General features: G+C 64.1%; 20 protein-coding genes. 10 read left to right on the forward strand and 10 right to left on the reverse strand.

Translation table 11 applies throughout. The annotated features are described in order from the left end of the window. The 5 genes from BMX85_RS11155 (at position 1) to BMX85_RS11175 (ending at position 6,480) form a co-directional block, all read left to right on the forward strand. Positions 1-1,215, forward strand: a complete 1,215-nt coding sequence (locus BMX85_RS11155) for an AGE family epimerase/isomerase (protein WP_090317151.1) — start codon at positions 1-3, stop codon at positions 1,213-1,215. A gap of 90 nt (positions 1,216-1,305) precedes the next feature. Further along, positions 1,306-3,186, forward strand: a complete 1,881-nt coding sequence (locus BMX85_RS11160) for a glycoside hydrolase family 97 protein (RefSeq protein WP_090317723.1) — start codon at positions 1,306-1,308, stop codon at positions 3,184-3,186. Continuing rightward, positions 3,183-4,448: an oligosaccharide MFS transporter gene (locus tag BMX85_RS11165; protein ID WP_090317154.1), complete on the forward strand. Its 1,266-nt coding sequence runs from the start codon at positions 3,183-3,185 to the stop codon at positions 4,446-4,448. Before BMX85_RS11160 ends, BMX85_RS11165 begins: the two co-directional genes overlap by 4 nt. 16 nt (positions 4,449-4,464) lie before the next feature. Next, positions 4,465-5,655 carry a glycoside hydrolase family 88 protein gene (locus BMX85_RS11170; RefSeq protein WP_090317157.1) on the forward strand — a complete coding sequence of 397 codons (1,191 nt, stop codon included), beginning with the start codon at positions 4,465-4,467 and terminating at the stop codon, positions 5,653-5,655. A gap of 9 nt (positions 5,656-5,664) precedes the next feature. Further along, on the forward strand, positions 5,665-6,480 hold the full coding sequence (locus BMX85_RS11175) for a hypothetical protein (RefSeq protein WP_090317160.1): 816 nt from the start codon (positions 5,665-5,667) through the stop codon (positions 6,478-6,480). A 124-nt stretch (positions 6,481-6,604) separates the two neighbouring features. Here the strand turns inward: BMX85_RS11175 and BMX85_RS11180 are convergent, their stop codons facing one another. Next, positions 6,605-7,159, reverse strand: a complete 555-nt coding sequence (locus BMX85_RS11180; protein WP_090317726.1) for a lytic transglycosylase domain-containing protein — start codon at positions 7,157-7,159, stop codon at positions 6,605-6,607. Between the two features lie 47 nt (positions 7,160-7,206). Beyond that, positions 7,207-8,943, reverse strand: a complete 1,737-nt coding sequence (locus BMX85_RS11185) for a proline--tRNA ligase (RefSeq protein WP_090317163.1) — start codon at positions 8,941-8,943, stop codon at positions 7,207-7,209. A 202-nt stretch (positions 8,944-9,145) separates the two neighbouring features. On the opposite strand from BMX85_RS11185, the gene BMX85_RS11190 reads away from it, so the two are divergent. Continuing rightward, entirely contained in the window at positions 9,146-9,793 is a 648-nt protein-coding gene (locus BMX85_RS11190) for an RNA pyrophosphohydrolase (RefSeq protein WP_090317166.1), read from the forward strand. Between the two features lie 90 nt (positions 9,794-9,883). Next, positions 9,884-10,312 carry a DUF1841 family protein gene (locus BMX85_RS11195; RefSeq protein WP_090317169.1) on the forward strand — a complete coding sequence of 143 codons (429 nt, stop codon included), beginning with the start codon at positions 9,884-9,886 and terminating at the stop codon, positions 10,310-10,312. A gap of 60 nt (positions 10,313-10,372) precedes the next feature. Here BMX85_RS11195 and mqo read toward each other — a convergent pair whose 3' ends face one another. From mqo to BMX85_RS11210, 3 genes are all read right to left on the reverse strand, one after another. After that, positions 10,373-11,980, reverse strand: a complete 1,608-nt coding sequence (gene mqo / locus BMX85_RS11200) for a malate dehydrogenase (quinone) (protein ID WP_090317172.1) — start codon at positions 11,978-11,980, stop codon at positions 10,373-10,375. Positions 11,981-12,367: 387 nt separating this feature from the next. Beyond that, positions 12,368-12,709 (reverse strand): c-type cytochrome, encoded by a 342-nt coding sequence (locus tag BMX85_RS11205; protein ID WP_090317174.1) that lies wholly within the window; start codon positions 12,707-12,709, stop codon positions 12,368-12,370. Positions 12,710-12,720: 11 nt separating this feature from the next. Next, on the reverse strand, positions 12,721-13,065 hold the full coding sequence (locus BMX85_RS11210) for a c-type cytochrome (RefSeq protein ID WP_090317176.1): 345 nt from the start codon (positions 13,063-13,065) through the stop codon (positions 12,721-12,723). A 220-nt stretch (positions 13,066-13,285) separates the two neighbouring features. Between BMX85_RS11210 and BMX85_RS11215 the strand changes: the two genes are divergently transcribed. Genes BMX85_RS11215 through BMX85_RS11225 form a run of 3 tightly spaced genes read left to right on the forward strand, consistent with a single transcriptional unit; the run spans position 13,286 to position 15,904 of the window. Further along, positions 13,286-14,140: an AAA family ATPase gene (locus tag BMX85_RS11215; protein WP_090317177.1), complete on the forward strand. Its 855-nt coding sequence runs from the start codon at positions 13,286-13,288 to the stop codon at positions 14,138-14,140. Next, the gene (locus BMX85_RS11220; protein WP_090317179.1) at positions 14,140-14,733 is read left to right on the forward strand and encodes a GNAT family N-acetyltransferase; all 594 of its coding nucleotides are present in this window, start codon (positions 14,140-14,142) and stop codon (positions 14,731-14,733) included. Before BMX85_RS11215 ends, BMX85_RS11220 begins: the two co-directional genes overlap by 1 nt. A 1-nt stretch (position 14,734) precedes the next feature. Continuing rightward, the gene (locus BMX85_RS11225; protein ID WP_090317182.1) at positions 14,735-15,904 is read left to right on the forward strand and encodes a vWA domain-containing protein; all 1,170 of its coding nucleotides are present in this window, start codon (positions 14,735-14,737) and stop codon (positions 15,902-15,904) included. A gap of 15 nt (positions 15,905-15,919) precedes the next feature. On the opposite strand, the gene BMX85_RS11230 is transcribed toward BMX85_RS11225, so the two are convergent. The 5 genes from BMX85_RS11230 to kdpD all read right to left on the reverse strand — a co-directional run bounded on the left by BMX85_RS11230 (position 15,920) and on the right by kdpD (position 22,025). Next, positions 15,920-16,579, reverse strand: coding sequence for a DJ-1/PfpI family protein (locus BMX85_RS11230; RefSeq protein WP_090317184.1), 660 nt, complete (start codon positions 16,577-16,579; stop codon positions 15,920-15,922). A gap of 207 nt (positions 16,580-16,786) precedes the next feature. Beyond that, positions 16,787-17,494, reverse strand: coding sequence for an ArsR/SmtB family transcription factor (locus BMX85_RS11235; protein ID WP_229210389.1), 708 nt, complete (start codon positions 17,492-17,494; stop codon positions 16,787-16,789). 22 nt (positions 17,495-17,516) lie between these two features. After that, positions 17,517-18,452, reverse strand: coding sequence for an alpha/beta hydrolase (locus BMX85_RS11240; RefSeq protein ID WP_177196708.1), 936 nt, complete (start codon positions 18,450-18,452; stop codon positions 17,517-17,519). A gap of 70 nt (positions 18,453-18,522) precedes the next feature. After that, a complete protein-coding gene (kdpE, locus tag BMX85_RS11245; protein ID WP_090317187.1) occupies positions 18,523-19,221 on the reverse strand; it encodes a two-component system response regulator KdpE in 699 nt (232 codons plus the stop codon). Between the two features lie 14 nt (positions 19,222-19,235). Next, positions 19,236-22,025 (reverse strand): two-component system sensor histidine kinase KdpD, encoded by a 2,790-nt coding sequence (gene kdpD, locus BMX85_RS11250; RefSeq protein ID WP_090317731.1) that lies wholly within the window; start codon positions 22,023-22,025, stop codon positions 19,236-19,238.

Below are 22,025 nucleotides of genomic sequence, written 5' to 3' on the forward strand. Positions count from 1 at the left end.
ATGCATCCCGACTTTCGCTCGCGCGACATGCTGCTCTCGCACATCGCGCACACCATGCGGTTCTACCATCCGCGCTGCATCGACCCGAGCGGCGGCTTCTTCCACTTCTTCCTTGACGACGGCACCGTCTACGACCGCCACACGCGGCACCTGGTCAGCAGCACGCGTTTCGTTTTCAACTATGCCAAAGCCTACCGCCAGTTCCGCGACCCGGCCTATCTGGAGGCGCTGCACCATGGCGTCGCCTTCCTGCGCAACGTCCACCGCAACGCGCGCACCGGCGGCTATGCGTGGCAGTTGTCGTGGCGCGGCGGCAAAAAGCAGGTCACCGACGGCGACAACCATTGCTACGGCCTGGCCTTCGTGCTGCTGGCGTACGCGCAGGCGCTGGCGGCCGGCATCACCGAGGCGCGCGCCCATATGAAGGAGACGTTCGAGCTGATGGAGAAGCGTTTCTGGCAGCCCGAGCACGGGCTGTACGCCGACCAGGCCAGCGCCGACTGGCGCGTGCTCGATCCGTATCGCGGCCAGAACGCCAACATGCACGCCTGCGAGGCGCTGATCGCCGCCTTCGAGGCGTCCGGCGAGACGCATTACCTGCAGCGCGCCGTGACCCTGGCGCGCAACATCACGATGCGCCAGGGGGGGCTGGCCGGCGGCATGATCTGGGAACATTATCACGCCGACTGGTCGGTCGACTGGGATTACAACCGCCACGACAAGAGCAACATCTTCCGTCCGTGGGGTTATCAACCGGGGCATCTGACCGAATGGGCCAAGCTGCTGTTGCAGCTGGAACGGCATCCGGTGGCGCTCGACGGCGAGGTCGAGTGGATGGCGCCGCGCGCCGCGCAATTGTTCAACATCGCGCTGGGCAAGGCGTGGGATGCGCAGCATGGAGGGATTTGCTACGGCTTCGGTCCGGCCGACGAGATCTGCGACGGCGACAAGTATTTCTGGGTGCAGGCGGAGAGTTTCGCGGCGGCGGCCATGCTGGCCGAGCGCACCGGCGATCCAAGGTATTGGGGTTGGTATGACAGGATCTGGGCGTATAGCTGGGAGCACTTTGTCGATCACGAGCATGGCGCGTGGTATCGGGTGCTGAGTCCGTCGAACGCCAAGCTCAGCAACCAAAAGAGCCAGGCCGGCAAGACGGATTACCACACGATGGGCGCGTGTTACGAGGTGCTCAATCTGATCGCAAGCGAGCCTTGACGGTCTACAATCGATCCATAAGACAACTATAAACGAGACATTATGAAAACACCGGCATCATGCACGAAACAAGTGTTCGCGCATTTAATCATGGTTTTTCTGCTTGCGACCGCGGCTCATAGCCACGCGGCGCAGCAGCAGCATTTGGCCACGGTCCGGTCGCCGGACAAAAACCTCCAGTACATCTTCTATCAAACCACGACGGCCACCGGCGGGCGGCAGCTGTACTACCGCGTCAACTACAAGCACAAGCCCGTCATCCTCGATTCGCTGCTGGACCTGCAACTGGACAACCACCTGTCCGAAAGCTCGATGGCGCTCAACATCGATCGCCACAAGAAATGGTTCGACAATCTGGCCATCACCGGCAACAGCACCACCAGCCACAACGCCAGCTGGAAACCCCTGCACGGCGAACAAGCCGAAATCCCGGACAATTACAACCAGCTGACCGTGAACCTGGTCAAGGACGACAATCCCGACTACGCGATGAAGCTGGAAGTGCGCGCCTACAACGAGGGCGCCGCCTTCCGCTTCGTGTTTCCGGAAAACCCCAAAGGCAGCTACTACCGCGTCACCCAGGAAAACACCGAGTTCACCCTGCCGGTGGAAACCAAAGCCTGGTTCGCCGGCTGGGCGCAGGCGCCGTACAAAAAACTGGACCTCGCCAACTGGCCCGACGAAGCGGAACGTCCGCTGACGCTGGAGCTGCTCGGCGGCATCCACGTCGCGCTGCTCGAAGCGCAGATGGTCGACTACTCGCGCACCAAGTTCAAGCTGAGCAAGACCAAGCCGAACACCATCGTTACCGCGATGCACGATCCGGCCGACCTGATCTCGCCGTTCGCCACGCCGTGGCGCGGCATCATGGTCGCCGAATCGGCTGGCGCGCTGGCCGACAACAGCCATTTCATCCTCAACCTCAATCCGCCGTCGAAGATCGCCCAGCCGGACTGGATCAAGCCGGGCAAGATCATGCGCGTGATGACGCAGACCACCGCCGCCGCCAAGGCCAACATCGATTTCGCCGTCAAGCACAAACTGCAATACGTGCTGTTCGACTGGAAATGGTACGGCCCAGCGTTCTCGTTCGATTCGGACGCGACCAAGGTGGCGATCCCGGACTTCGACCTGCCGGCGATCATCAAGTACGGCAAGGACCGGGGCGTCGGCATCTGGCTCTACGTCAACCAGCAGGCGCTGCTGACGCAGTCGGACAGCTTGTTCAAGACCTACAAGGACTGGGGCGTAAAAGGCGTGAAGTTCGGGTTCGTGCAGGTCGGTTCGCACCGCTGGTCGACGTGGATCAACAAGGCCATCCAGCAGGCGGCGGACGCCCGGATCATGGTCAACATCCACGATGACTGGCGCCCCACCGGCGAGCAGCGCACCTGGCCCAACCTGCTGACCTCCGAAGGCGTGCGCGGCAACGAGGAAATGCCCGACGCGACGCATAACACGGTGCTGCCGTTCACCCGCTACCTGGCCGGCGCGGCCGACTACACGATCTGCTACTTCGATCCACGCATCAAGACCACGCACGCGCATCAGCTGGCGCTGGCGGCGATCTACTACAGCCCCTTGCAGACTTTGTACTGGTACGACCGTCCCGAAATGGAAAACAACGAGCCGGAGCTGGCGTTCTGGGACAAGATTCCGGTGAGCTGGGACCAGAGCAAGGTGATCTCGGGCAAGCCGGGGGAATCCGTCACCGTCGCGCGCCGCAGCGGCGCCGACTGGTTCATCGGCGCCATCACCAACAACGATGCGCGCACGGTGAACATTCCGCTGAGCTTCCTGGACAAGGGCAGGAAATATCAAGCGACCCTGTATGCCGATGACGCCGCCGCACCGACGGCCACCCGCGTCGGCATCGAGCGGCGCGCGGTCGATGCCGCCAGTGTCATCGAGGCCAGGCTATCCGCCTCCGGCGGTATCGCCATCTGGATCACGCCCGAGGCGCAACCATGACCCCGACCCAATCGCATTTCCGCTTCCTGAGCGTCTTCGTCTTCGTCTACTTCTTCGCGCAGGCGATGAGCATCTCGCTGCTGACCTTGTGGCTGCGCAACACGCTGCACCTGTCCGGCGCCGAGGCCGGCGTGGTGTTCGCCGCCAACTTCATCGCCGCGATGTGCTCGCAGCCGGTCTACGGCTTCATCTCCGACAAGGTCGGCATGCGCAAGCACATCCTGTGGACCGTCAGCGCGCTGTGCACCATGTGCGGGCTGTTCTTCATGTTCGTCTACGCGCCGCTGCTCAAGGCCAATCTGCTGCTGGGCGCCGCCATCGGCGGCCTGTACCTGGGCGTGACCTTCATCGCCGGCAGCTACGCGATCGAATCGTATGTCGACCGCATCGGCCGCCGCTACGGCTTCGAATACAGCCGCGTGCGCCTGTGCGGCTCGCTCGGCTTCGCCAGCGCGGCGATGCTGACCGGCCGCCTGTTCAACATCAATCCCGGCATCAACTTCTTCATCGCCTCCGGCGCCGGCCTGCTGATGATCGCCATGCTGCTGGTGTGGCGCACCGAAACCGACACCGGCGCCGTTACCGAAGCCAACAAGGTCAAGCTGGGCGACGCGCTCGGCCTGCTGCGCGATCCCAAGTTCTGGCGCTTCATGGTGTTCATCCTGGGGGTGACGAATCTGTATCTGGTGTTCGACCAGCAATTCCCCAGCTACTTCGCCTCGCTGTTCCCGACCCCGCAAATGGGCGCGGCCATGTTCGGCTACCTGAACTCGGCGCAGATCTTCATCGAGGCGGGTGGCCTGTTCCTGGCGCCTATCCTGGTCAAGCGCATCGGCGCCAAGAACGGCCTGATGCTGGCGGGCTGCATCATGATGCTGCGCATCGGCGGCTCCAGCTTCGCCGTCGGGCCGGTGTCGATCTCGGTGCTCAAGATGCTGCACTCGGTCGAGTTGCCGATACTGGTGGTGTCGGTGTTCCGCTACATCGCCCACCACTTCGACACGCGGCTGGCCTCGACCCTGTACATGGTCGGCGTCAGCTTCGGCCACTCGCTGGGGCTGGCGATCCTGTCGCCGATGGTCGGCAAGAGCTACGACCTGATCGGCTTCCCGTCGACCTATCTGGTGCTGGCGGGGCTGGGACTGGTCTTCCTCGTGCTGTCGGCCTTTGCGCTGGAACCGACGCCGGCGGAAATACCGCGCCGCAGCGCCAGCAAGCCCGGTGTCGACGCGAGCTCCGAACCGCTGCAAAAAATTCAGTAATCATCAAGGAAACCTTATGTCCTTATCCCTGAACACCGCCGTCATCGAACCGCTGCAAGGCGCCACGCCGCCCGACCAGCAAAGCCGGCGAATGCTGACGCGCGCGCTCGACCAGGCGCTGGCGTCGATCGACCGCAACCTGGCCCACTTCGGCGACGACTTTCCGGCGCCGTCGAGCATCGCCGGCGTCTACCCGGCCATCGGCAATATCGAATGGACCAACGGTTTCTGGACCGGCATGCTGTGGCTGGCCTACGAAGCGACCGGCGCGCGGCGCTACCGCGACGTGGCCGCACGCCACGTACTCGGCTTCCACCGACGGCAGGCCGAAAAGATCGACGTCAACCACCACGACCTGGGCTTTTTGTACAGCCTGTCGTGCGTGGCGGCATACAAGCTCACCGGCAGCACCATCGCGGCCGAGGCGGCCATGGGCGCGGCCCATCTGCTGCTGGAGCGCTACCAGCCGCGCGCCGGCATCATCCAGGCCTGGGGCGACTTGAACGACCCCGAGCAAAGCGGCCGCATGATCATCGACTGCAACCTGAATTTGCCGCTGTTGTACTGGGCCAGTGGGCACAGCGGCGACCTGCGCTTCCGCCAGGCCGCCGACCGGCATATCGAAGCGGCGGCGCGCCACATCGTGCGGCCGGACGGCTCGACCTTCCACACCTTCTTCTTCGACACCGCGACCGGGCTGCCCCGCCACGGCAAAACGCACCAGGGCTACGCCGACGACTCGTGCTGGGCGCGCGGCCAGGCATGGGGCATCTCCGGCTTCCCGCTGGTGTTCCGCCACAATGGCGACACGCGTTTGCTAGACCTGTCCAAGGTGCTGGCCAACTACTATCTGAACCGCTTGCCGGAAGACGGCATTTGCTACTGGGATTTGATTTTCACGTCGGGCGGCGAGGAGCGCGACAGCTCGGCCGCCGCCATCGCCGCCTGCGGCCTGCTGGAGCTGGCCAAGAACCTGCCGCTGCTCGACCCGCTGCGCGCCGATTACGAGGCCGCCGCCCTGCGCACCGTGGGCCAGCTGTCCGAGCACTATGCCAATACGGACGGCGCGCCGGGCGGCGGGCTGCTGCGGCACGCGGTCTATCACAAGCCGCACCGCATCGGCATCGACGAGAGCTGCATCTGGGGCGACTACTTCTATTTCGAATCCCTGGTGCGCCTGAGCCGCACGTGGGAACCTTACTGGTAACGAGGACATATGACATTGACACATAGACTGCTCGCCATCGACGAAGGCCGCCAGCACATCTCGCTGATCGACACCACGCGCGCGGGCGCGGTATGGTCGCGCGACCTGGCCGACTTTCCGCTGGCGCGCGACATGCAGCGCCTTGACGACGACCGCGTTATGATCGGCTTCGAGCGGGGATTCCTCGAGCTGCGGATCGGCACCGGCGAAGTGCTGGCCGCGTGCGACCGCTGGAGCGACGTCACCTCCGTGCGCCGGCTGGACGATGGCTCGACCCTGGTGACGGGCCACAACCTCGATGGCACCGGCGGCATCAACGTGCTGACGTTGGACCGCGATTTCACGCTGACACACACGGCCCGCCGCGACGGCGACTACATCCGGCTGATGCGGCGCACTGCCGCCGGCGGCTATCTGCTATGCATGAACGATCACATCCTGGAAACCGACGGCGCGCTCAACGCCGTGCGCCAATTGCGGGCGCCGGGCTTCGTTCACGCGTGGAAGGCGGAGCAATGCGCGGATGGCACGACGTTGGTCTCGGCCGGCTACGGCGGGTTCATGGCCCGCTTCGACGCGAAGGGGGAATTGCTCGGCACCTTCGGCGGCGAAGGCGAGGTGCCGGACGACGTCGCGCCGTTTTTCTATGCCACATTCCAGCAGCTGGACGACGGACGTCTGATCGTCGCCAACTGGCAAGGCCACGGCCCCGCCAATGGCGGCAAAGGACGGCAACTGCTCGAATTCGACGGCGCCGGCCGCCTGCTCGGCAGCTGGTCCGACGCGGCAAACATCTCGTCGCTCCAAGGCATCCTGATACTGTAAAAAAACCCCGGGGTCAGTGCCGACATTCGGACATTTGGCGAAAAAAAGGAACTCTTTTTGGACGCAAAAGTTCCCCAATGTCCGAATGTCGGCACTGACCCCAATGTTTTTTGGTGTAGCAGGGTTATTTCCAGTTATTCCAGGCCGTGAGGACGGCGTTCGGATATTGCGGCCGCCCTCGGCTGCCGTTGTAACGGCCCAGCGCGAGGTAGAGGTTGCCGCCCTCCATGTCGATGTACATCCGTAAGATCGCGCAGCCGTAGCGCAAGTTGGTTTGCATGTTGAACAGGGCGCTGCGGTCGCGGTCGCCGATCACGTTGGTCCAGAACGGCATCACTTGCATATACCCGCGCGCGCCCACCAGCGAGACCGCGTATTTGCGGTACGCCGATTCGACCTGGATCAGGCCCAGCACCATGCCCGGCTCCAGCCCGGCGCGGCGCGATTCGTACCAGACGGTGGCAAGGAACTCGTGGCGGGTTTGCTCGTCGGGCAGCTTGCGCTTGAGGCGCGCCGACATCTGCGCCAGCCAGCCTTCGTAACGCAGCCGTTCGGCGTCGTTGCGGAAGGTGATGCGTGGCGGCGTCGCATCCTTGATGCTGTTGGCGAGGGCGACGCGGACCGAATCGGCCAGCGCCTCCTCCTTCTGATTGCCGGCCTGCGCGGCCGGCGCCGTCATCACTGACAGCGCCAGCGCCAACGCGGCGCCGGCTACACTGCGTTTGCTCACTGCGACATTTTGCCCTGGATGAAGCTGATCACATCGGCCACCGGCACGGCGGTCGCTTCGGTGTCGCGGCGGCCCTGGTATTCCAGGTTGCCTTCCTTCAGGCCACGGTCGCCGATCACCACGCGGTGCGGCACGCCGATCAGCTCCCAGTCGGCGAACATGCCGCCCGGACGCAGGCCGCGGTCGTCGAGGATGACGTCGATGCCGGCCGCCTGCGCGTCGGCGTACAGCTTCTCGGCCGCTTCCTTGACCGCTTCGCTGCGGTCCATGCCCATCGGGCACAGCACCAGTTCGAACGGCGCCAGCGACGTCGGCCAGATGATGCCCTTGTCGTCGAAGTTCTGCTCGATCGCCGCGCCCAGGATGCGGGTGATGCCGATGCCGTAGCAACCCATCTGCAGCGGCGCCGGCTTGCCGTTCTCGTCGAGGAAGGTGGCCTTCATCGATTCCGAGTACGCGGTGCCGAGCTGGAACACGTGGCCCACTTCGATGCCGCGCTCGATCGCCAGCACGCCGTTGCCGTCCGGCGAGGCGTCGCCTTCGACGACGTTGCGCAGGTCGGCGACGATGGCCGGTTCGGCGACGTCGCGGCCCCAGTTGGCGCCGGTGTAGTGGAAGCCGGCGTCGTTGGCGCCACAAACGAAATCGGCCATGTTGGCGACGGTGCGGTCGGCCACCACGGTGACCGGGGCCTTGGTGCCGATCGGACCCAGGTAGCCCGGCACGCAGCCGTACACTTCGAGGATTTCCGCCTCGGTCGAGAAGCGGTGGGCGGCCAGGCCGGCCACCTTGCCCATTTTGACTTCGTTGAGCTCATGGTCGCCGCGCAGCAGCAGCATGAAATACTGTTTGGCGACTTTGCCGTCTTTTTCGGTCTCGACGGTCAGCGCCAGCGTTTTGACGGTCTGCGCCAGCGGCAGCTTGAGCTGCTCGGCGACCAGCTCGCACTTGGTGGCGTCCGGCGTGGCGACCTTGGTCAGCGCCTGGGCGGCGGCCGGCCGGGTGGCGTTCAGCGGCAAGGCTTCGGCCGCTTCCATGTTGGCCGCGTAGTCGGAAGTCGGGCAGTAGACGACCGCGTCCTCGCCGGTGCTGGCGATGACGTGGAATTCGTGCGAACCGGTGCCGCCAATGGCGCCGTTGTCGGCCGCCACGGCGCGGAATTTCAGGCCGAAACGGTTGAAAATGCGCACATAGGCGTCATACATGATCTGGTACGACGCCTGCATGCCGGCCAGGTCGCGGTCGAACGAGTACGCGTCCTTCATCGTGAATTCGCGGCCGCGCATCAAGCCGAAGCGCGGACGGCGTTCGTCGCGGAACTTGGTCTGGATGTGGTAAAAATTCAACGGAAGTTGACGGTACGATTTAATTTCCGAGCGGACAACATCGGTGATGACTTCCTCGGCGGTCGGCTGGAAGGCGAATTCGCGGCCGTGGCGATCCTTGATGCGGAGCAACTCTGCGCCCATCTTGTCCCAGCGGCCGGTTTCCTGCCACAGCTCGGCCGGCTGGATCAGCGGCATCAGCAGCTCAATGGCGGCGGACTTGTTCATCTCTTCGCGGACGATCGCTTCGACCTTGCGGATGACGCGCAGGCCCATCGGCATGTACGTGTAGATGCCCGAACCCAGGCGCTTGATCATGCCGGCGCGCATCATTAACTGGTGACTGACGATCTCGGCGTCGGAAGGCGCTTCTTTAAGCGTGGAAATAAAAAAACGTGAGGCGCGCATACGGTGAATTCTTTTTAAAAAGAGAGAGTTATAATCAACCTAATTTTAAAGGATTAGCTGGCTGATGCGTCCATACTTTATACAAATGCGTTCAATAGATGGCCCTTCGACCGTTTTCGTACCCCGAAAACCCAGCCGAAGAGTCTTTTTATGGGCAAAAATATAAGCAGGGAGCTCAGTCGCAGAAAGTTTGAGGTGCAATATGCTCGATCGGGAGGGGTTTCGGCCCAACGTCGGCATCATCCTGCTCAACGCGCAGAACGAGGTGTGGTGGGGCAAACGCGTGCGCGAGCATTCGTGGCAGTTTCCGCAAGGTGGCATCAAATATGGAGAAACGCCTGAGCAGGCGATGTACCGGGAGTTGGAGGAAGAGATCGGCCTGCGGGCCGAACATGTGAAAATCGTCGGCCGCACGCGCGACTGGCTGCGCTATGAGGTGCCGGATCATTTCATCAAGCGGGAAATCCGCGGACATTACCGTGGCCAGAAGCAGATTTGGTTCCTGCTGCGCATGTGCGCGCGCGACAACGACGTCAATCTGCGGCTGACGGACCATCCGGAATTCGACGCCTGGCGCTGGCACGAGTACTGGGTGCCGCTTGACGTGGTGATCGAATTCAAGCGCGACGTCTACCAGCGCGCGCTACAGGAGCTGTCGCGCTTCCTGACGTGGCCGGCCAACGGCCACGAGCGGCGCCAGCACGGCTCGCGCTACCTGCGCCAGCCGCACGCGCCGCGTCCGAACCCGGAACCGCCGGGATCGGCCTGCGCACCGGCCGAGGCGGTATCGACGGCCACCGTGGCCGCCGTCGCCGCCGGACCGGACGAGCCGGTCAAAAGCGACAGCTGAGCAGTTAGCGAGACGGCAACAAGCGGGCAATAAAAAAGGCGGGACAGGCACACTGTCCCGCTTTTTTTTCGCCGGAGGTACAATGGCGGCATGTTCAATCCATCATCCGACGACGTCCGCCGCTTCTTTTGCGAGGCCTACCGCAAGCAGCGGGCCAACGAAATCCTGACACCGCTCGAGGCGATGGCGGCCGACTGGGCGCGCCACCACCCCGAATACCACGACGTGCTGGCCGACGTCGACACCGCGCTGTCGCGCGACTACTCGGTGGAAGGCGCGCAAGCCAATCCCTTCCTGCACCTGTCGATGCACCTGTCGATCGACGAGCAGATCTCGATCGACCAGCCGCGCGGCATCCGCGACGCCGCCACCGCCCTGACGCTAAAACTCGACTCCGCCCACGATGCGCAGCACGAAATCATGGAATGCCTGGGCGAAATGATCTGGAACGCCCAGCGCACCGGCACCCCGCCGGATGGCGACGCCTACATCGAAGCGGTCAAACGCCGCATCAGATAATCAACCCCGCATGAAAAAAGCCACGCATTGCGTGGCTTTCGTTTTTGCGGCGGGCCGCTTTTACTTGGCGGCGGTTTGCGCCGGCGCGGCGGCGACGGCCGGCTCGTCCAGGGTGAACGCCTTCAGGCCGAGGATGTCGCTGCTGTAGTGGCGGATCTTGTTCGCCAGGACCGGATCGCTGTTGAGCTTGTGACCGTAGGACGGCACCATGGCCTTCATCTTCGCGTCCCATTCCGGCGTGGCCAGCTTGGCCTTGAACGCGGTTTGCAGCACTTTGATCATGATCGGCGGCGCGGTCGAGGCGCCAGGCGACGCGCCCAGCAGCGCGACGATGCTGCCGTCGGCCGAACCGACCACTTCCGTACCGAATTGCAGCAGGCCGCCTTTTTCGGGGTCGTCCTTGACGATCTGCACGCGCTGGCCGGCGTTTTGCAGCGTCCAGTCTTCCAGCTTGGCGGTCGGCAGGTACTCTTTCAGCGCGGCCAGGCGGTCTTCAGGCGAATTCATCACTTGGCCGATCAGGTACTTGGTCAGCGGAATGTTGTCGTAGCCGGCTTGCAGCATCGGGCGCACGTTGCCGCCGTCGATCGAGGCCGGCAGGTCGATCCACGAGCCGTTTTTCAGGAACTTGGTCGAGAACGTGGCGAACGGGCCGAACAGCAGCGCTTTCTTGCCGTCGATGATGCGGGTGTCCAGGTGCGGCACCGACATCGGCGGCGAGCCGACCGAGGCCTTGCCGTACACCTTGGCCGCGTGCTGGTCGATCAACGCCTGGTTGGTGGTGACCAGCCATTGGCCGCCGACCGGTACGCCGCCGTAGCCCTTGGCTTCCGGGATGCCCGATTTTTCCAGCAGCGGCAGCGAACCGCCGCCGGCGCCGATGAACACGAACTTGGCGCGCACGGTCTTGACCGAGTCGTCGGCCAGGTTCTTGACGGTGACGTTCCAGTTGCCGTCGACGCCGCGCTTGATGTCTTCGACCTGGTGGCGCAGGTTCAGGGTGGTGCCGTGGGTGTCGGTCAGGTGCTTGACCAGCGCGCGGGTCAGGTTGCCGAAATTGACGTCGGTGCCGATCTCCATGCGGGTGGCGGCCACTTTCTGGCCCTTGTCGCGGCCGGTCATGATCAGCGGCGCCCATTGCTGGATGACGGCCGGATCTTCCGAGTACAGCATGCCCTTGAACAGGTTTTCCTTCTGCAGCGCGGCATAGCGTTTGCGCAGGAAATTGATGTTGTCGTCGCCCCAGACAAAGGCCATGTGCGGCACGTTGTTGATGAAGGTTTGCGGCGCGCCGATGTACTTGTTCTTGACCTGGTAGGCCCAGAACTGCTTGGAAATCTCGAACTGCTCGTTGATTTCGACCGCTTTCTTGGTCTCGATGTGGCCGTCGGCCGCTTCCGGCGTGTAGTTCAGCTCGGCGAACGCCGAGTGGCCGGTGCCGGCGTTGTTCATCGCGTCGGAACTCTCGGCGGCGACCGAATCCATGCGCTCGTAGATGGCCATGGTCAGGGTCGGGTCCATTTCCTTGAGCATCGCGCCCAGGGTCGCGCTCATGGTGCCGGCGCCGACCAGCAGCACGTCGACCGGTTTGTCGGCCGAGGGCGCCGGCGATTTGCTACATGCCGCCAGGATCAGGCACGACATCAAAATTACAAGTGACTTACGCATACGTAACTCCATTCATAGGTACCGACTGTATTCGGGACTGGCGTTGCCGGCCATCCCACGCGCCGAGGGCGCCGGGAAGTGGCATTCGAAGGTGGCTGGTCGTCCTTGGCGGTGACTGCGCGGACGAAGAGGGTGACGGCTGCCGATGCTTGCCCAGTGCTGAGTGGCGGCGAAAACCGGCAACAGAATTGGGCGAGTGTCCATAGATATTATCAAGAAAGAGGATTTTAGCAGCGCGAAGTTGGCGCCAGATGAGGGATAACACTTAAGGAAGGCGGAAGAAACTACGTAGACGGACACAAAAAAACCAGCCAAAAGATACAAAAAAGCCACGCAACGCGTGGCTTTTCGGGGCGAAACGAGGTCGACGCCGGGCGGCCCGGCGGTTTAGCGATGCACCGCCAGGCTGCCCGGCAGGCTGTTGAAATACGCCGCCAGGTCCTTGATGTCCTGGTTGGTCAGCGGTTTGACCTGGCCGGTCATGATGGCGTTGTTGCGGCCGTTGGCGCCGTCGCCGCGCTTGTAGGAAGTCAGCGCGTGCTGGATGTAATCCTTGTGCTGGCCAGCCAGCTTCGGATAGCTGGGGTCGATCGGCGAGTTGTAATCCTTGCCATGGCAGGTGAAGCAGCTGTATTTGTCGGCCACGGCCTTGCCGGCGGCGACATTGCCGCCGGCGACGGCGGCGAACGACAGGGTGGAGCAAAACAGTGCGGCGATCAGTTTTTTCATAGTGGCGGTCCTCATTTCGCGGCGGTGCGCGTCTGCTGCGCGTAGAACGCGGCAACATCGGCGATATCCTGGTCCGACAGGCTGGCGGCGATGCCCTTCATGGATGGATGCTTGCGATCGCCCTTCTTATAGGCCTGCAGCGCGTTTTCAATATACTTGGCCGACTGTCCGCCGATCATCGGCACTTGAAACACTTCCGGGAAGGTGGCTTTGTAACCCGGAATTCCATGACAACCGATACACATTTCAATCTTGGCCTTGGCGTTCTGGGCGTTGCCGACGATTTCCGCCGCGTTGGCGACCTGGGCGGTCTGGGCGAGGCCTGCGAGCACGAGAAGTGCGGTGATTTTTTTCATGGTGTTTGCAAGGTAAGTAATCGGATACTACCGCGGATGCAAAACTTGACTTTTGCACTATTAGCCTGCGATTCTAACTCAAGAAATTTTTCAAAGCTACACAGAATCATTGCCAGAACAACACACCACAGAGGCCGATTTCGCGGGGCGGCGCCGCACCGGCGGCTTCGGTCAATCTCCCCTATACTGGACACATCCCTTTTTCACCGAGACATCACGCATGCAAGCCACCCAACGCTTTGAGGGTTCCGACCAGTACGTCGCGACCAATGACCTGAAACTGGCCGTGAATGCGGCTTTGACGCTGCAACGCCCGCTGCTGATCAAGGGCGAGCCGGGCACCGGCAAGACCATGCTGGCCGAGGAAGTGGCCGCCGCGCTGAACATGCCGCTGATGCAATGGCACATCAAGTCGACCACCAAGGCGCAACAAGGCTTGTACGAATACGACGCGGTGTCGCGTTTGCGCGACTCCCAGCTCGGCGACGAGCGGGTGCGCGACATCCAGAACTACATCGTCAAGGGCGTGCTGTGGCAGGCTTTCACGGCGCCGGAGCCGGTGGTGCTGCTGATCGACGAGATCGACAAGGCCGATATCGAGTTCCCCAACGACCTGCTGCGCGAGCTCGACCGCATGGAGTTCTACGTCTACGAGACGCGCGAAATGGTGCGCGCCGTGCACCGGCCGCTGGTGATCATCACCTCCAACAACGAGAAGGAGCTGCCGGACGCCTTCCTGCGCCGCTGCTTCTTCCACTATATTAAATTCCCCGACCGCGACACGATGGAGCAAATCGTCGCCGTGCACTACCCGAACCTGAAGAAGGATCTGCTGGCGCAGGCGCTGCAAAGCTTCTACGAGGTGCGCGACGTGCCGGGATTGAAGAAAAAGCCGTCGACGTCGGAGTTCCTGGACTGGTTGAAGCTCTTGATGGCCGAGGACATTCCCGCCGAGGCGCTGCGCAGCCAGGACGCCAAGGCCATCGTGCCGCCGCTGCACGGCGCGCTGCTCAAGAACGAGCAGGACGTGCACCTGTTCGAACGCCTGGTGTTCATGTCGAGGACCAACCGCTGATGAAGGCGCCCGCACCGCTCTCGATGGAATTGAACGGCGTGCGCCTCGAGCCGCTCGGGCCGCAGCACGCCGAGGGCCTGCTGGCCGCCGCCCGGGACGGCGAGCTGTGGACCCTGCGCGTCACCTCCGTGCCGGCGCCGAACGAAGTGGACGCCTACATCGACAAGGCGCTGGAGATGCGGCCCGGCCGGCTGGCCTTCGCCGTCATCGACGCCGCCAGCGGCGCCGTCATCGGTTCGACCAGCTACCACGACATCGTCCCGGACGTCGGCCGCATCGAGATCGGCTACACCTGGTACGCCAAGAGCCGCCAGCGCAGCCACGTCAACACCACCTGCAAGCTGCTGCTGATGACGCACGCGTTCGAAAAACTGGGCGCGGCCCTGGTCGGCCTGCGCACCGATAACTTCAACCACGCCTCGCAGGCGGCCATCGAGCGCCTGGGCGCGCGCAAGGATGGCGTGCTGCGCCACCACGCGCTGCGCCGTGACGGCACGGTGCGAGACACGGTCATGTACAGCATCACCGGCGGCGAATGGCCCGAGATCAAGGCGCAGCTGCGCTACCGTCTGGAACGGCACGGGAGGGTGTGAAATGCTGATCGATTTCTTCTTTACGCTGAAAGACGCCAAGATCCCGGTCACGATCAAGGAGTTCCTGACCCTGCTCGAAGCGATGCAGAAGAACGTCATCGACGCCTCGCTCGACGACTTCTATTACCTGTCGCGCCTCACCTTGGTCAAGGACGAGGCGCACTTCGACAAGTTCGATCGCGCCTTCGGCATGTACTTCAAGGGCATCAACGACGTCTTCGAAACCAACAGCGCGATTCCGATGGACTGGCTGCTGCAGCGCATGAAGCGTGAACTGAGCGACGAGCAGAGGGCCGAGCTGGAGAAGTTCGGCTACGACAAACTGATGGACCGCCTGCAGGAGCTGCTCAAGGAGCAGAAGGAGCGCCACGAGGGCGGCAGCAAATGGATAGGCACGGGCGGCACTTCGCCGTTCGGCAACGGCGGCACCAATCCGGAGGGCGTGCGCATCGGCGGCAAGGGCGGCAACCGCACTGCGGTCAAGGTGTGGGAGGCGCGCGCCTACAAGGACTACGACGGCGACAAGGAAATCGGCACGCGCAACATCAAGGTCGCGCTGCGGCGCCTGCGCAAGTTCGCGCGCCAGGGCGCCGAGGACGAGTTGGCGCTCGACGCCACCATCCGCGCCACGGCCAGCAACGCCGGCTACCTGGATATCAAGATGCAGCCGGAGCGCAAGAACAACATCAAGGTGCTGATGCTGTTCGACGTCGGCGGGACGATGGACGACCATATCGAGCGCACCGAGGAATTGTTTTCGGCGTCGAAGACGGAGTTCAAGAACATGGACTTTTTCTACTTCCACAACTGCGTTTACGACTATATGTGGAAAAACAACCGGCGCAGGCATTCGGAGCGTTTTCCGACGTGGGATATCCTGCGCAAGTATCCGGCCGATACCAAGCTGATTTTCGTCGGCGACGCGACCATGAGTCCCTACGAGGTGCTGCACCCGGGTGGTTCGGTCGAGTATAACAATGCGGAAGCGGGCAGCGAATGGCTGGCGCGATTCACCAACGCGTTTCCGAAGTTCGTCTGGCTCAATCCGGAGCCGGAGGGGATTTGGCAGTACCGGCAATCGGTCAGCATCATCCGCCAGTTGATGAACAACCGGATGTTCCCGCTGACGATGGATGGGCTGGAGCGGGCCATGCGCACGCTGAGCAAGTAACCCAAAATACCAAGGTTATTTTGACTCGGGTTGCGGGCGCCAGTCGTATTCCATGTAGCCGGCCGCCGCTTTGGCGCGTTCGGCGCCGAGCTCGCGCTGCACCAGATACAACGAGCCGTCGATGCCGGCCGACAGGCCGGCGGTTGTGATGAGCTTTCCGGCGTCGACGAAGCGCTGCCGCATCACTTGCGCCTTCGGAAAATGCCGGGCCAGCTCGTCGCGCATGCTGCTCGTGGTGGTGGCTTGTCGGCCATCGAGCAAGCCTGCCTTGCCGAGAATGAAGGCGCCGGAGCACACCGACATCGTCACCCTGACCTTGGCGCTGCGCTCCTTGATCCACGCGAGCAGTTGGGGATTTTTCCAGGCCTCGCCGATGCCGCCACCCGGTACCAGCAGGACATCGACGTCGGGCAAATCGGCGGTGTCGTATTCGGGGAGAACCCGCAGGCCATAGACCGAGGTGACGGGCGCCTTGGACAGCCCCACCGTCAGCACGGTCGCGCCACTGGCGCCAAAGACTTCGATCGGCCCGGCGTAGTCGATTTCCTCGACGCCGTCGAACAAGACGACGGCCACCTTCAACGTCTTCTCGCCCGCCGCCATATGCATGTTCATTTCGTGGGCCGACACGGTCAGCGCGGCCCCCAGCAGCAGTGCCACTATCCAGTTCTTCATCGATGACCTTGGCCGTTAAGATGGTCGCGAGTCTAGCAGCTAATTCGAACCGGAGAAAGACGAAAAACCGTCAATTCCTGCCACGCCGCGCACCGCCGAAAAAGTGCGAACCCTTCTAAAAACACGTAGGGAGGATTAGCGCAAAGCGCGTAATCGGCCATCCATGCGCCGTCAACGGCTCAAGCATGGCCGATTACCGCGTTCCGCCTAATCCGCCCCACGTGTTTCAGAAATACTCGCCAGCCGCTTGCTCCCGGTGGCGGTCAGCGTCAGCTCCCGCGAATCCCGCTGGCGGCGCAGCCAGCCCTGCGCGATCCACGCCTCCAGCATCGCCACCGCCAGGGGACCGGCGAAATGATCGCGCCGCTCCGACCAATCGACGCAACCGTACAACTGGCGCCGGCCGGCGCGCGCTTCCAGCACTTCGGCAGGAACGCCCAATTGCGCCAACCCCTCGCGTCCCGCCGCCGTCAGCGCATAATCACGGCCGCCCTGCTCCTCCACCCAGCCCCGCGCCACCATCGCCTCGCACAACCGCACCCCAAGCTCCCCGGCCAGGTGTCCATAACAGCTACGCGCATGACGCAACCCACGCATCGCCGTCCCCCGCCAACGCGTGGTCTCCGGCAGCGCGCCGTCGGCCACCCGCAACAGCGCCTCCAGCGCATGCGCGACATCGGCATCGGCCAACATGAAATAGCGATGCCGCCCTTGCGCGCGCACCTGCGCCAGCCCCTCGTCCACCAGCAACTTGAGGTGCTGCGAAGCGGTGGACGCGGCCACGCCGGCATGTTCGGCCAGTTCGGTGGCCGTATAACAGCGGCCATCGAGCAGGCGTGACAACATCAGCGCCCGCGTCGGTTCGCCAATGGCGGCGGCCACGCGCGCGAAACGCGGCTGCACCGGCGCCATCATGGTCGCACCGCTTCAATCATCATCATCCGCCACGCTCCAGCAAAAATTTGTTCACCTCATTGTAGAGGAGTCCGCGGCCCGCCTCGAGGTGCATCAAATGCGTGGCGCCAGGAATGGTCGCAGCTACCCGCACGGCGTCGCCCAAGGCGTCCAGCAGGCGACGGGCATCGCCGGCATCGCAGACGCTGTCCCATTCGCCACGCACCAGCAAGGTCGGCGCCACGACGCGCGCCGGATCGTACAGCGCCTGCCCCGACCACATGGCCCGCACATCCAACTGCGGCCCGGCCGGTGTGCCCACCGCCGGCGGCGTGCGCAGGCGGGCATCGGAATCCGTTTTCAGGAAGGCCTCTCCCCAGCTCTCGAAGTGCGCTTCATCGAATACCTGCGGCTGGCCGCGCGGCACATCCTCGACAAAGCGGCGATACTGCGCCCACAGCGTGAGCGGATAATGCGACGGCTGGCCGGCGTCCGGCGAATGCGCGGCTGCTGCCGATGGTCGTACCGTCACAGGCGCAAACAGCACCAAGGCATCGACTTCATCCCGATACTCGGATGCGTATGCGGCGGCCACCGTCGCGCCCCAGGAATGTCCCAGCAACGATAGCCGGCGGTTGCCATTGCGCTGCCTTACCGCGGCCACCGCCCGCCGCAATTGCGGCAGCACCTCGGCCAGGCGTCCGACGGCGCGGCCGGAATCGGCGGGATAGCGCTCGGATTTTCCGTAGCCGGCGAAGTCGAACGCCCAAACGGTGAAGCCGGCATCGTGTAAGGCATCGGCCCAACTGCGGCCGTCCAGCGCGTAAAGCACCGATAGATCGGCGCCGAACGTGGAGCCGTGGACGTACAGCACATCTCCGCGCGAGCCGGCGGCGCGCCGCACCTGCATCGCCAACGTCGGTCCATCTGCGCAGGTCACAAAAAATCGCTCGCGCGGCACGGGTGTCTGCTCGGGCATATAGTCTCCTCTATAACGATGCATGGACTATAGCGGCGCGATCGCCGCGACACTTCGGCGCGGAGCGAAATTAGAATTGCAGGCGATAGCCGACGGCCGTCTCGGTCAGCAGATGGCGCGGCTGGGTGGGATCGGCCTCCAGCTTGTGCCGCAGATGCCCCATGTAGATGCGCAGATAGTGGCCGTTCTCCCCTTGCGACGGCCCCCAGACCGCGCGCAGCAACTGCGGATTGGTCATCACGCGGCCGGCATTGGCCACCAGGACCGCAAGCAGGCGATACTCGGTCGGCGTGAGGTGGACGTTCTCCCCGGCGCGTGTGACGCGGCGGTTCTTCAAGTCCACCGCCACGTCGCCGAACACGATCAGGCCATCATTGTCGGCCGCCGGCTGGCGCTGGCGCCGCAAGGTGGCGCGCACCCGCGCCAGCAGCTCGCCAACGCCGAACGGCTTGGTGAGGTAATCATCGGCCCCGGCGTCGAGCGCGCGGATCTTGTCGGCCTCGTTGACCCGGGCCGACAGTACGATCACCGGCACCGTCGACCATTTGCGCAGGTCGGCGACGAAATCGATGCCGTCGCCATCGGGCAGGCCCAGATCGAGCACGATCAAGTCCGGTTTGCGGGTGCCGGCGTCGATCAGGCCGCGCTGCATGGTCGCCGCCTCGTGCACCTGCCAGCCCTCCTCCTCCAGTGCGGCGCGAACGAAGCGGCGGATTTGCGGCTCGTCCTCGACCAGCAAGGCGATTGGGGCAGTGGCTACGTCACTCATTTACGTCACTCATTTCAGTTATCCTGTTCCAGCTCCTGCATCTCCGGCATGTCCGGCGGCGTGCCAAGCGGCAACGAGATCGCGAAGCCCGCGCCGCCCAACGGCGACGGCGCCGCCGCGATGCGTCCGCCGTGCGCCTCGACGATGGCGCGGCAAATCGCCAGCCCCAGACCGACGCCAGGCTTGGCCGATTCGCGCTCACCGCGCGTGAATTTCTCGAAAATGGCTTCCTCGCGCCCGGGCGGTAGTCCCGGACCGTCATCATAGACCAGGATATTAATCCAGGCGCCATGCAGCTCGGCGGCGATGACGATCTGCGATCCCGGCGGCGTGTATTTGCCGGCGTTTTCCACCAGGTTGCTCAGCACCCGTTCGATCAGCACGGCGTCGTAGCGCAGCAGCGGCAGGTCGGACGGCAGCCGCGTGCGCACCACATGGCCCTTCAGCAGCGAGGCGCTGGCACGCAGCGCGCTGCCCACCACCTCTTCGAGTGGCTGCCATTGCAGGTTGAACTTCACTTCCCCGCTCTGGATGCGCGCCATGTCGAGCAAGTTCGACACCAGGGCGCTCATGCGCAGCGCCTCGTCGTGCAGCGCGGCCGCCATGTCCAGCTGCGAGGGCGCCAGCCCCGGTTTCGAGCCGGCCAGCGATTCGGACAGGCCGACCAGGGATGTCAGCGGGGTGCGCAGGTCGTGCGACAACGCCGCCAGCAGCGAATTGCGCAGCCGTTCGGACTCCATGTTGACCAGCGCGTTTTGCGCCACCTCGATGTAGTGCACCCGTTCCAGCGCGATGGCGGCCAGCGCTGCAAAGGTGTCGAGCTGCTGCCGCTGCTCGGGAATCAGTATCCAGCGCGCGTTTGCCGGTTCGATCGCCAGCACGCCGCGCGTGCGCATCGGCGCCTCCAGCGGCAGGTAAAAGATCCGGCTGGCCGGCAAGGTGCCGGTGCCCAGGCCCGCGCTTTCGGCGTGGTCGAATGACCATTGGGCGATGCCGATGTCAAGCGCGGAACGGTGTTCGATGTAGGCGGCATCGACGGTTTGAACAGCGCCTCGACCATTTCCGGGAGGCGGCATCCGCAGCCGGCCGCCGTCGTCAGGCACCATCAAGGTGGAACGGGCGTGGAAGGCGCGCTGGATCGCCGCCTGCGTGGTGTCGAAGATTTGCTCGGTTTGCAGCGCGCCGGACAACTCGCGGGCGAATTCGTACAGCGCGCGCGAACGTTTTTCGCGCTGCGAGGCGATGCGCGCCTCGAAGCGCAGGCCTGCGGTCAGGTGGCCGGTGATCAGGCCCACCGCCAGCATGACGACAAACGTGATCACGTACTGGAAATCGGTCACGGCAAAAGTAAAACGCGGCGGCACGAAGAAGAAGTCGAAGCAGGCCACGCTGACGCAGGTGCCCAGCACCGACGGTCCTCGACCGAAACGCACCGCCACCAGCACCACCATCAGCAAGAACAGCATGGCGATATTGGCCAGATCGAGCCAGACCGCCAGCGGCGTGGCCACCAGCGCCGTCGATACGCTGGCCACCGCCGCGATCAGGTAGCCGGCGGCGCGGCTGCGCAGCCAGGGTGTTTTCACGCCGGTGTCGTCGGCGTCGCCGGTCGGGACATCGTCGTCACGGCCGATGGGCGCCGGCGATGCCGCCTCCGGCTCCTTGCTGGCGCGGCCGATTTCGATCAGGTCCAGGTCCGGCGCGTAAAGCGCCAGGCGCTTGATGTGGGGCGGGCGCAAAGGCCAGGTTGAATGGGCGCGTCCGACCACGATCTTGGATAAATTGTGGCCGCGCGCGTACTCCACCGCCGCCAAGGCGATGTCGCGCCCGGAAATGACCGCCGTTGTCGCGCCCAGGCTCTCGGCCAGTTTGAGGGTTTTGAGTATCTGCTCGCGCCGCGCGGCCGGCAGCCGGTGCAGCGACGGCGTTTCGACATAGATCGCGTGCCAGCCGGTGCCGAGCTGCCCGGCCAACCGCGCCGTGCTGCGCACCGTGTGCTCGCCGCCTGGACGCGGCCCGACGCAGGCCAGCAGCGCGGCGCCGGTCTTCCAGATATCGGCGATCGATTGCTCGACGCGGTAGGCGCGCACGTCGTCCTCGACCCGGTCGGCGGTGCGGCGCAGCGCCAGTTCGCGCAGCGCGATCAGGTTCCCTTTGCGGAAGAAGTTTTTCGACGCGCGCTCGGCCTGCTGCTCCTGATAGACCTTGCCGCTCTTGAGGCGCGCCAAAAGCTCGTCGGCGGGGATATCGACCAGCACCACCTCGTCTGCCTGGTCGAAGACGGTGTCGGGCACCGTCTCGCCGACGCGGATCCCGGTGATGCCACCGACGACATCGTTGAGGCTTTCCAGGTGCTGCACGTTGACGGTGGTGAGCACGTCGATGCCGGCGTCGAGCAGTTCTTCAATGTCCTGCCAGCGCTTGGGATGGCGCGAGCCGGGCGCGTTGGAATGCGCCAGTTCATCCATCAGGATCAGCGGCGGGCGCCGGGCCAGCGCGCCATCCAGATCGAATTCGGCCAGGGTCTTGCCGCGATAGTCGATCCGCTTGGGCGGCAGCACGTCCAGATCCCCCAGCATCGCGGCGGTCTCGCCGCGTCCGTGGGTTTCGACCACGCCGACCAGCACCACCTGCCCTTCCGCCTTCTGCTTGCGGGCGGCGGCCAGCATCGCGTAGGTCTTGCCGACGCCGGCCGAGGCGCCGAAGTAGATGCGCAGCTTGCCGCGCGCGGCCTTGCGCTCCTGCGCCTGCACCTGCGCCAGCAGCGCATCGGGGTCGGGCCGTTGGCTCTCGTTGGGGAACAT

The organism is Duganella sp. CF517 (assembly GCF_900110275.1).
GTDB lineage: Bacteria > Pseudomonadota > Gammaproteobacteria > Burkholderiales > Burkholderiaceae_D > Rugamonas.

What these genes read in the sequence shown, in the direction of transcription:
- BMX85_RS11155 (WP_090317151.1), top strand. Translation starts at nt 1, where the DNA reads ATGCATCCCGACTTTCGCTCGCGCGACATGCTGCTCTCGCACATCGCG.
- BMX85_RS11160 (WP_090317723.1), top strand. Translation starts at nt 1,306, where the DNA reads ATGGTTTTTCTGCTTGCGACCGCGGCTCATAGCCACGCGGCGCAGCAG.
- BMX85_RS11165 (WP_090317154.1), top strand. Translation starts at nt 3,183, where the DNA reads ATGACCCCGACCCAATCGCATTTCCGCTTCCTGAGCGTCTTCGTCTTC.
- BMX85_RS11170 (WP_090317157.1), top strand. Translation starts at nt 4,465, where the DNA reads ATGTCCTTATCCCTGAACACCGCCGTCATCGAACCGCTGCAAGGCGCC.
- BMX85_RS11175 (WP_090317160.1), top strand. Translation starts at nt 5,665, where the DNA reads ATGACATTGACACATAGACTGCTCGCCATCGACGAAGGCCGCCAGCAC.
- BMX85_RS11180 (WP_090317726.1), bottom strand. Translation starts at nt 7,159, where the DNA reads ATGACGGCGCCGGCCGCGCAGGCCGGCAATCAGAAGGAGGAGGCGCTG.
- BMX85_RS11185 (WP_090317163.1), bottom strand. Translation starts at nt 8,943, where the DNA reads ATGCGCGCCTCACGTTTTTTTATTTCCACGCTTAAAGAAGCGCCTTCC.
- BMX85_RS11190 (WP_090317166.1), top strand. Translation starts at nt 9,146, where the DNA reads ATGCTCGATCGGGAGGGGTTTCGGCCCAACGTCGGCATCATCCTGCTC.
- BMX85_RS11195 (WP_090317169.1), top strand. Translation starts at nt 9,884, where the DNA reads ATGTTCAATCCATCATCCGACGACGTCCGCCGCTTCTTTTGCGAGGCC.
- mqo (WP_090317172.1), bottom strand. Translation starts at nt 11,980, where the DNA reads ATGCGTAAGTCACTTGTAATTTTGATGTCGTGCCTGATCCTGGCGGCA.
- BMX85_RS11205 (WP_090317174.1), bottom strand. Translation starts at nt 12,709, where the DNA reads ATGAAAAAACTGATCGCCGCACTGTTTTGCTCCACCCTGTCGTTCGCC.
- BMX85_RS11210 (WP_090317176.1), bottom strand. Translation starts at nt 13,065, where the DNA reads ATGAAAAAAATCACCGCACTTCTCGTGCTCGCAGGCCTCGCCCAGACC.
- BMX85_RS11215 (WP_090317177.1), top strand. Translation starts at nt 13,286, where the DNA reads ATGCAAGCCACCCAACGCTTTGAGGGTTCCGACCAGTACGTCGCGACC.
- BMX85_RS11220 (WP_090317179.1), top strand. Translation starts at nt 14,140, where the DNA reads ATGAAGGCGCCCGCACCGCTCTCGATGGAATTGAACGGCGTGCGCCTC.
- BMX85_RS11225 (WP_090317182.1), top strand. Translation starts at nt 14,735, where the DNA reads ATGCTGATCGATTTCTTCTTTACGCTGAAAGACGCCAAGATCCCGGTC.
- BMX85_RS11230 (WP_090317184.1), bottom strand. Translation starts at nt 16,579, where the DNA reads ATGAAGAACTGGATAGTGGCACTGCTGCTGGGGGCCGCGCTGACCGTG.
- BMX85_RS11235 (WP_229210389.1), bottom strand. Translation starts at nt 17,494, where the DNA reads ATGATGGCGCCGGTGCAGCCGCGTTTCGCGCGCGTGGCCGCCGCCATT.
- BMX85_RS11240 (WP_177196708.1), bottom strand. Translation starts at nt 18,452, where the DNA reads ATGCCCGAGCAGACACCCGTGCCGCGCGAGCGATTTTTTGTGACCTGC.
- kdpE (WP_090317187.1), bottom strand. Translation starts at nt 19,221, where the DNA reads ATGAGTGACGTAGCCACTGCCCCAATCGCCTTGCTGGTCGAGGACGAG.
- kdpD (WP_090317731.1), bottom strand. Translation starts at nt 22,025, where the DNA reads ATGTTCCCCAACGAGAGCCAACGGCCCGACCCCGATGCGCTGCTGGCG.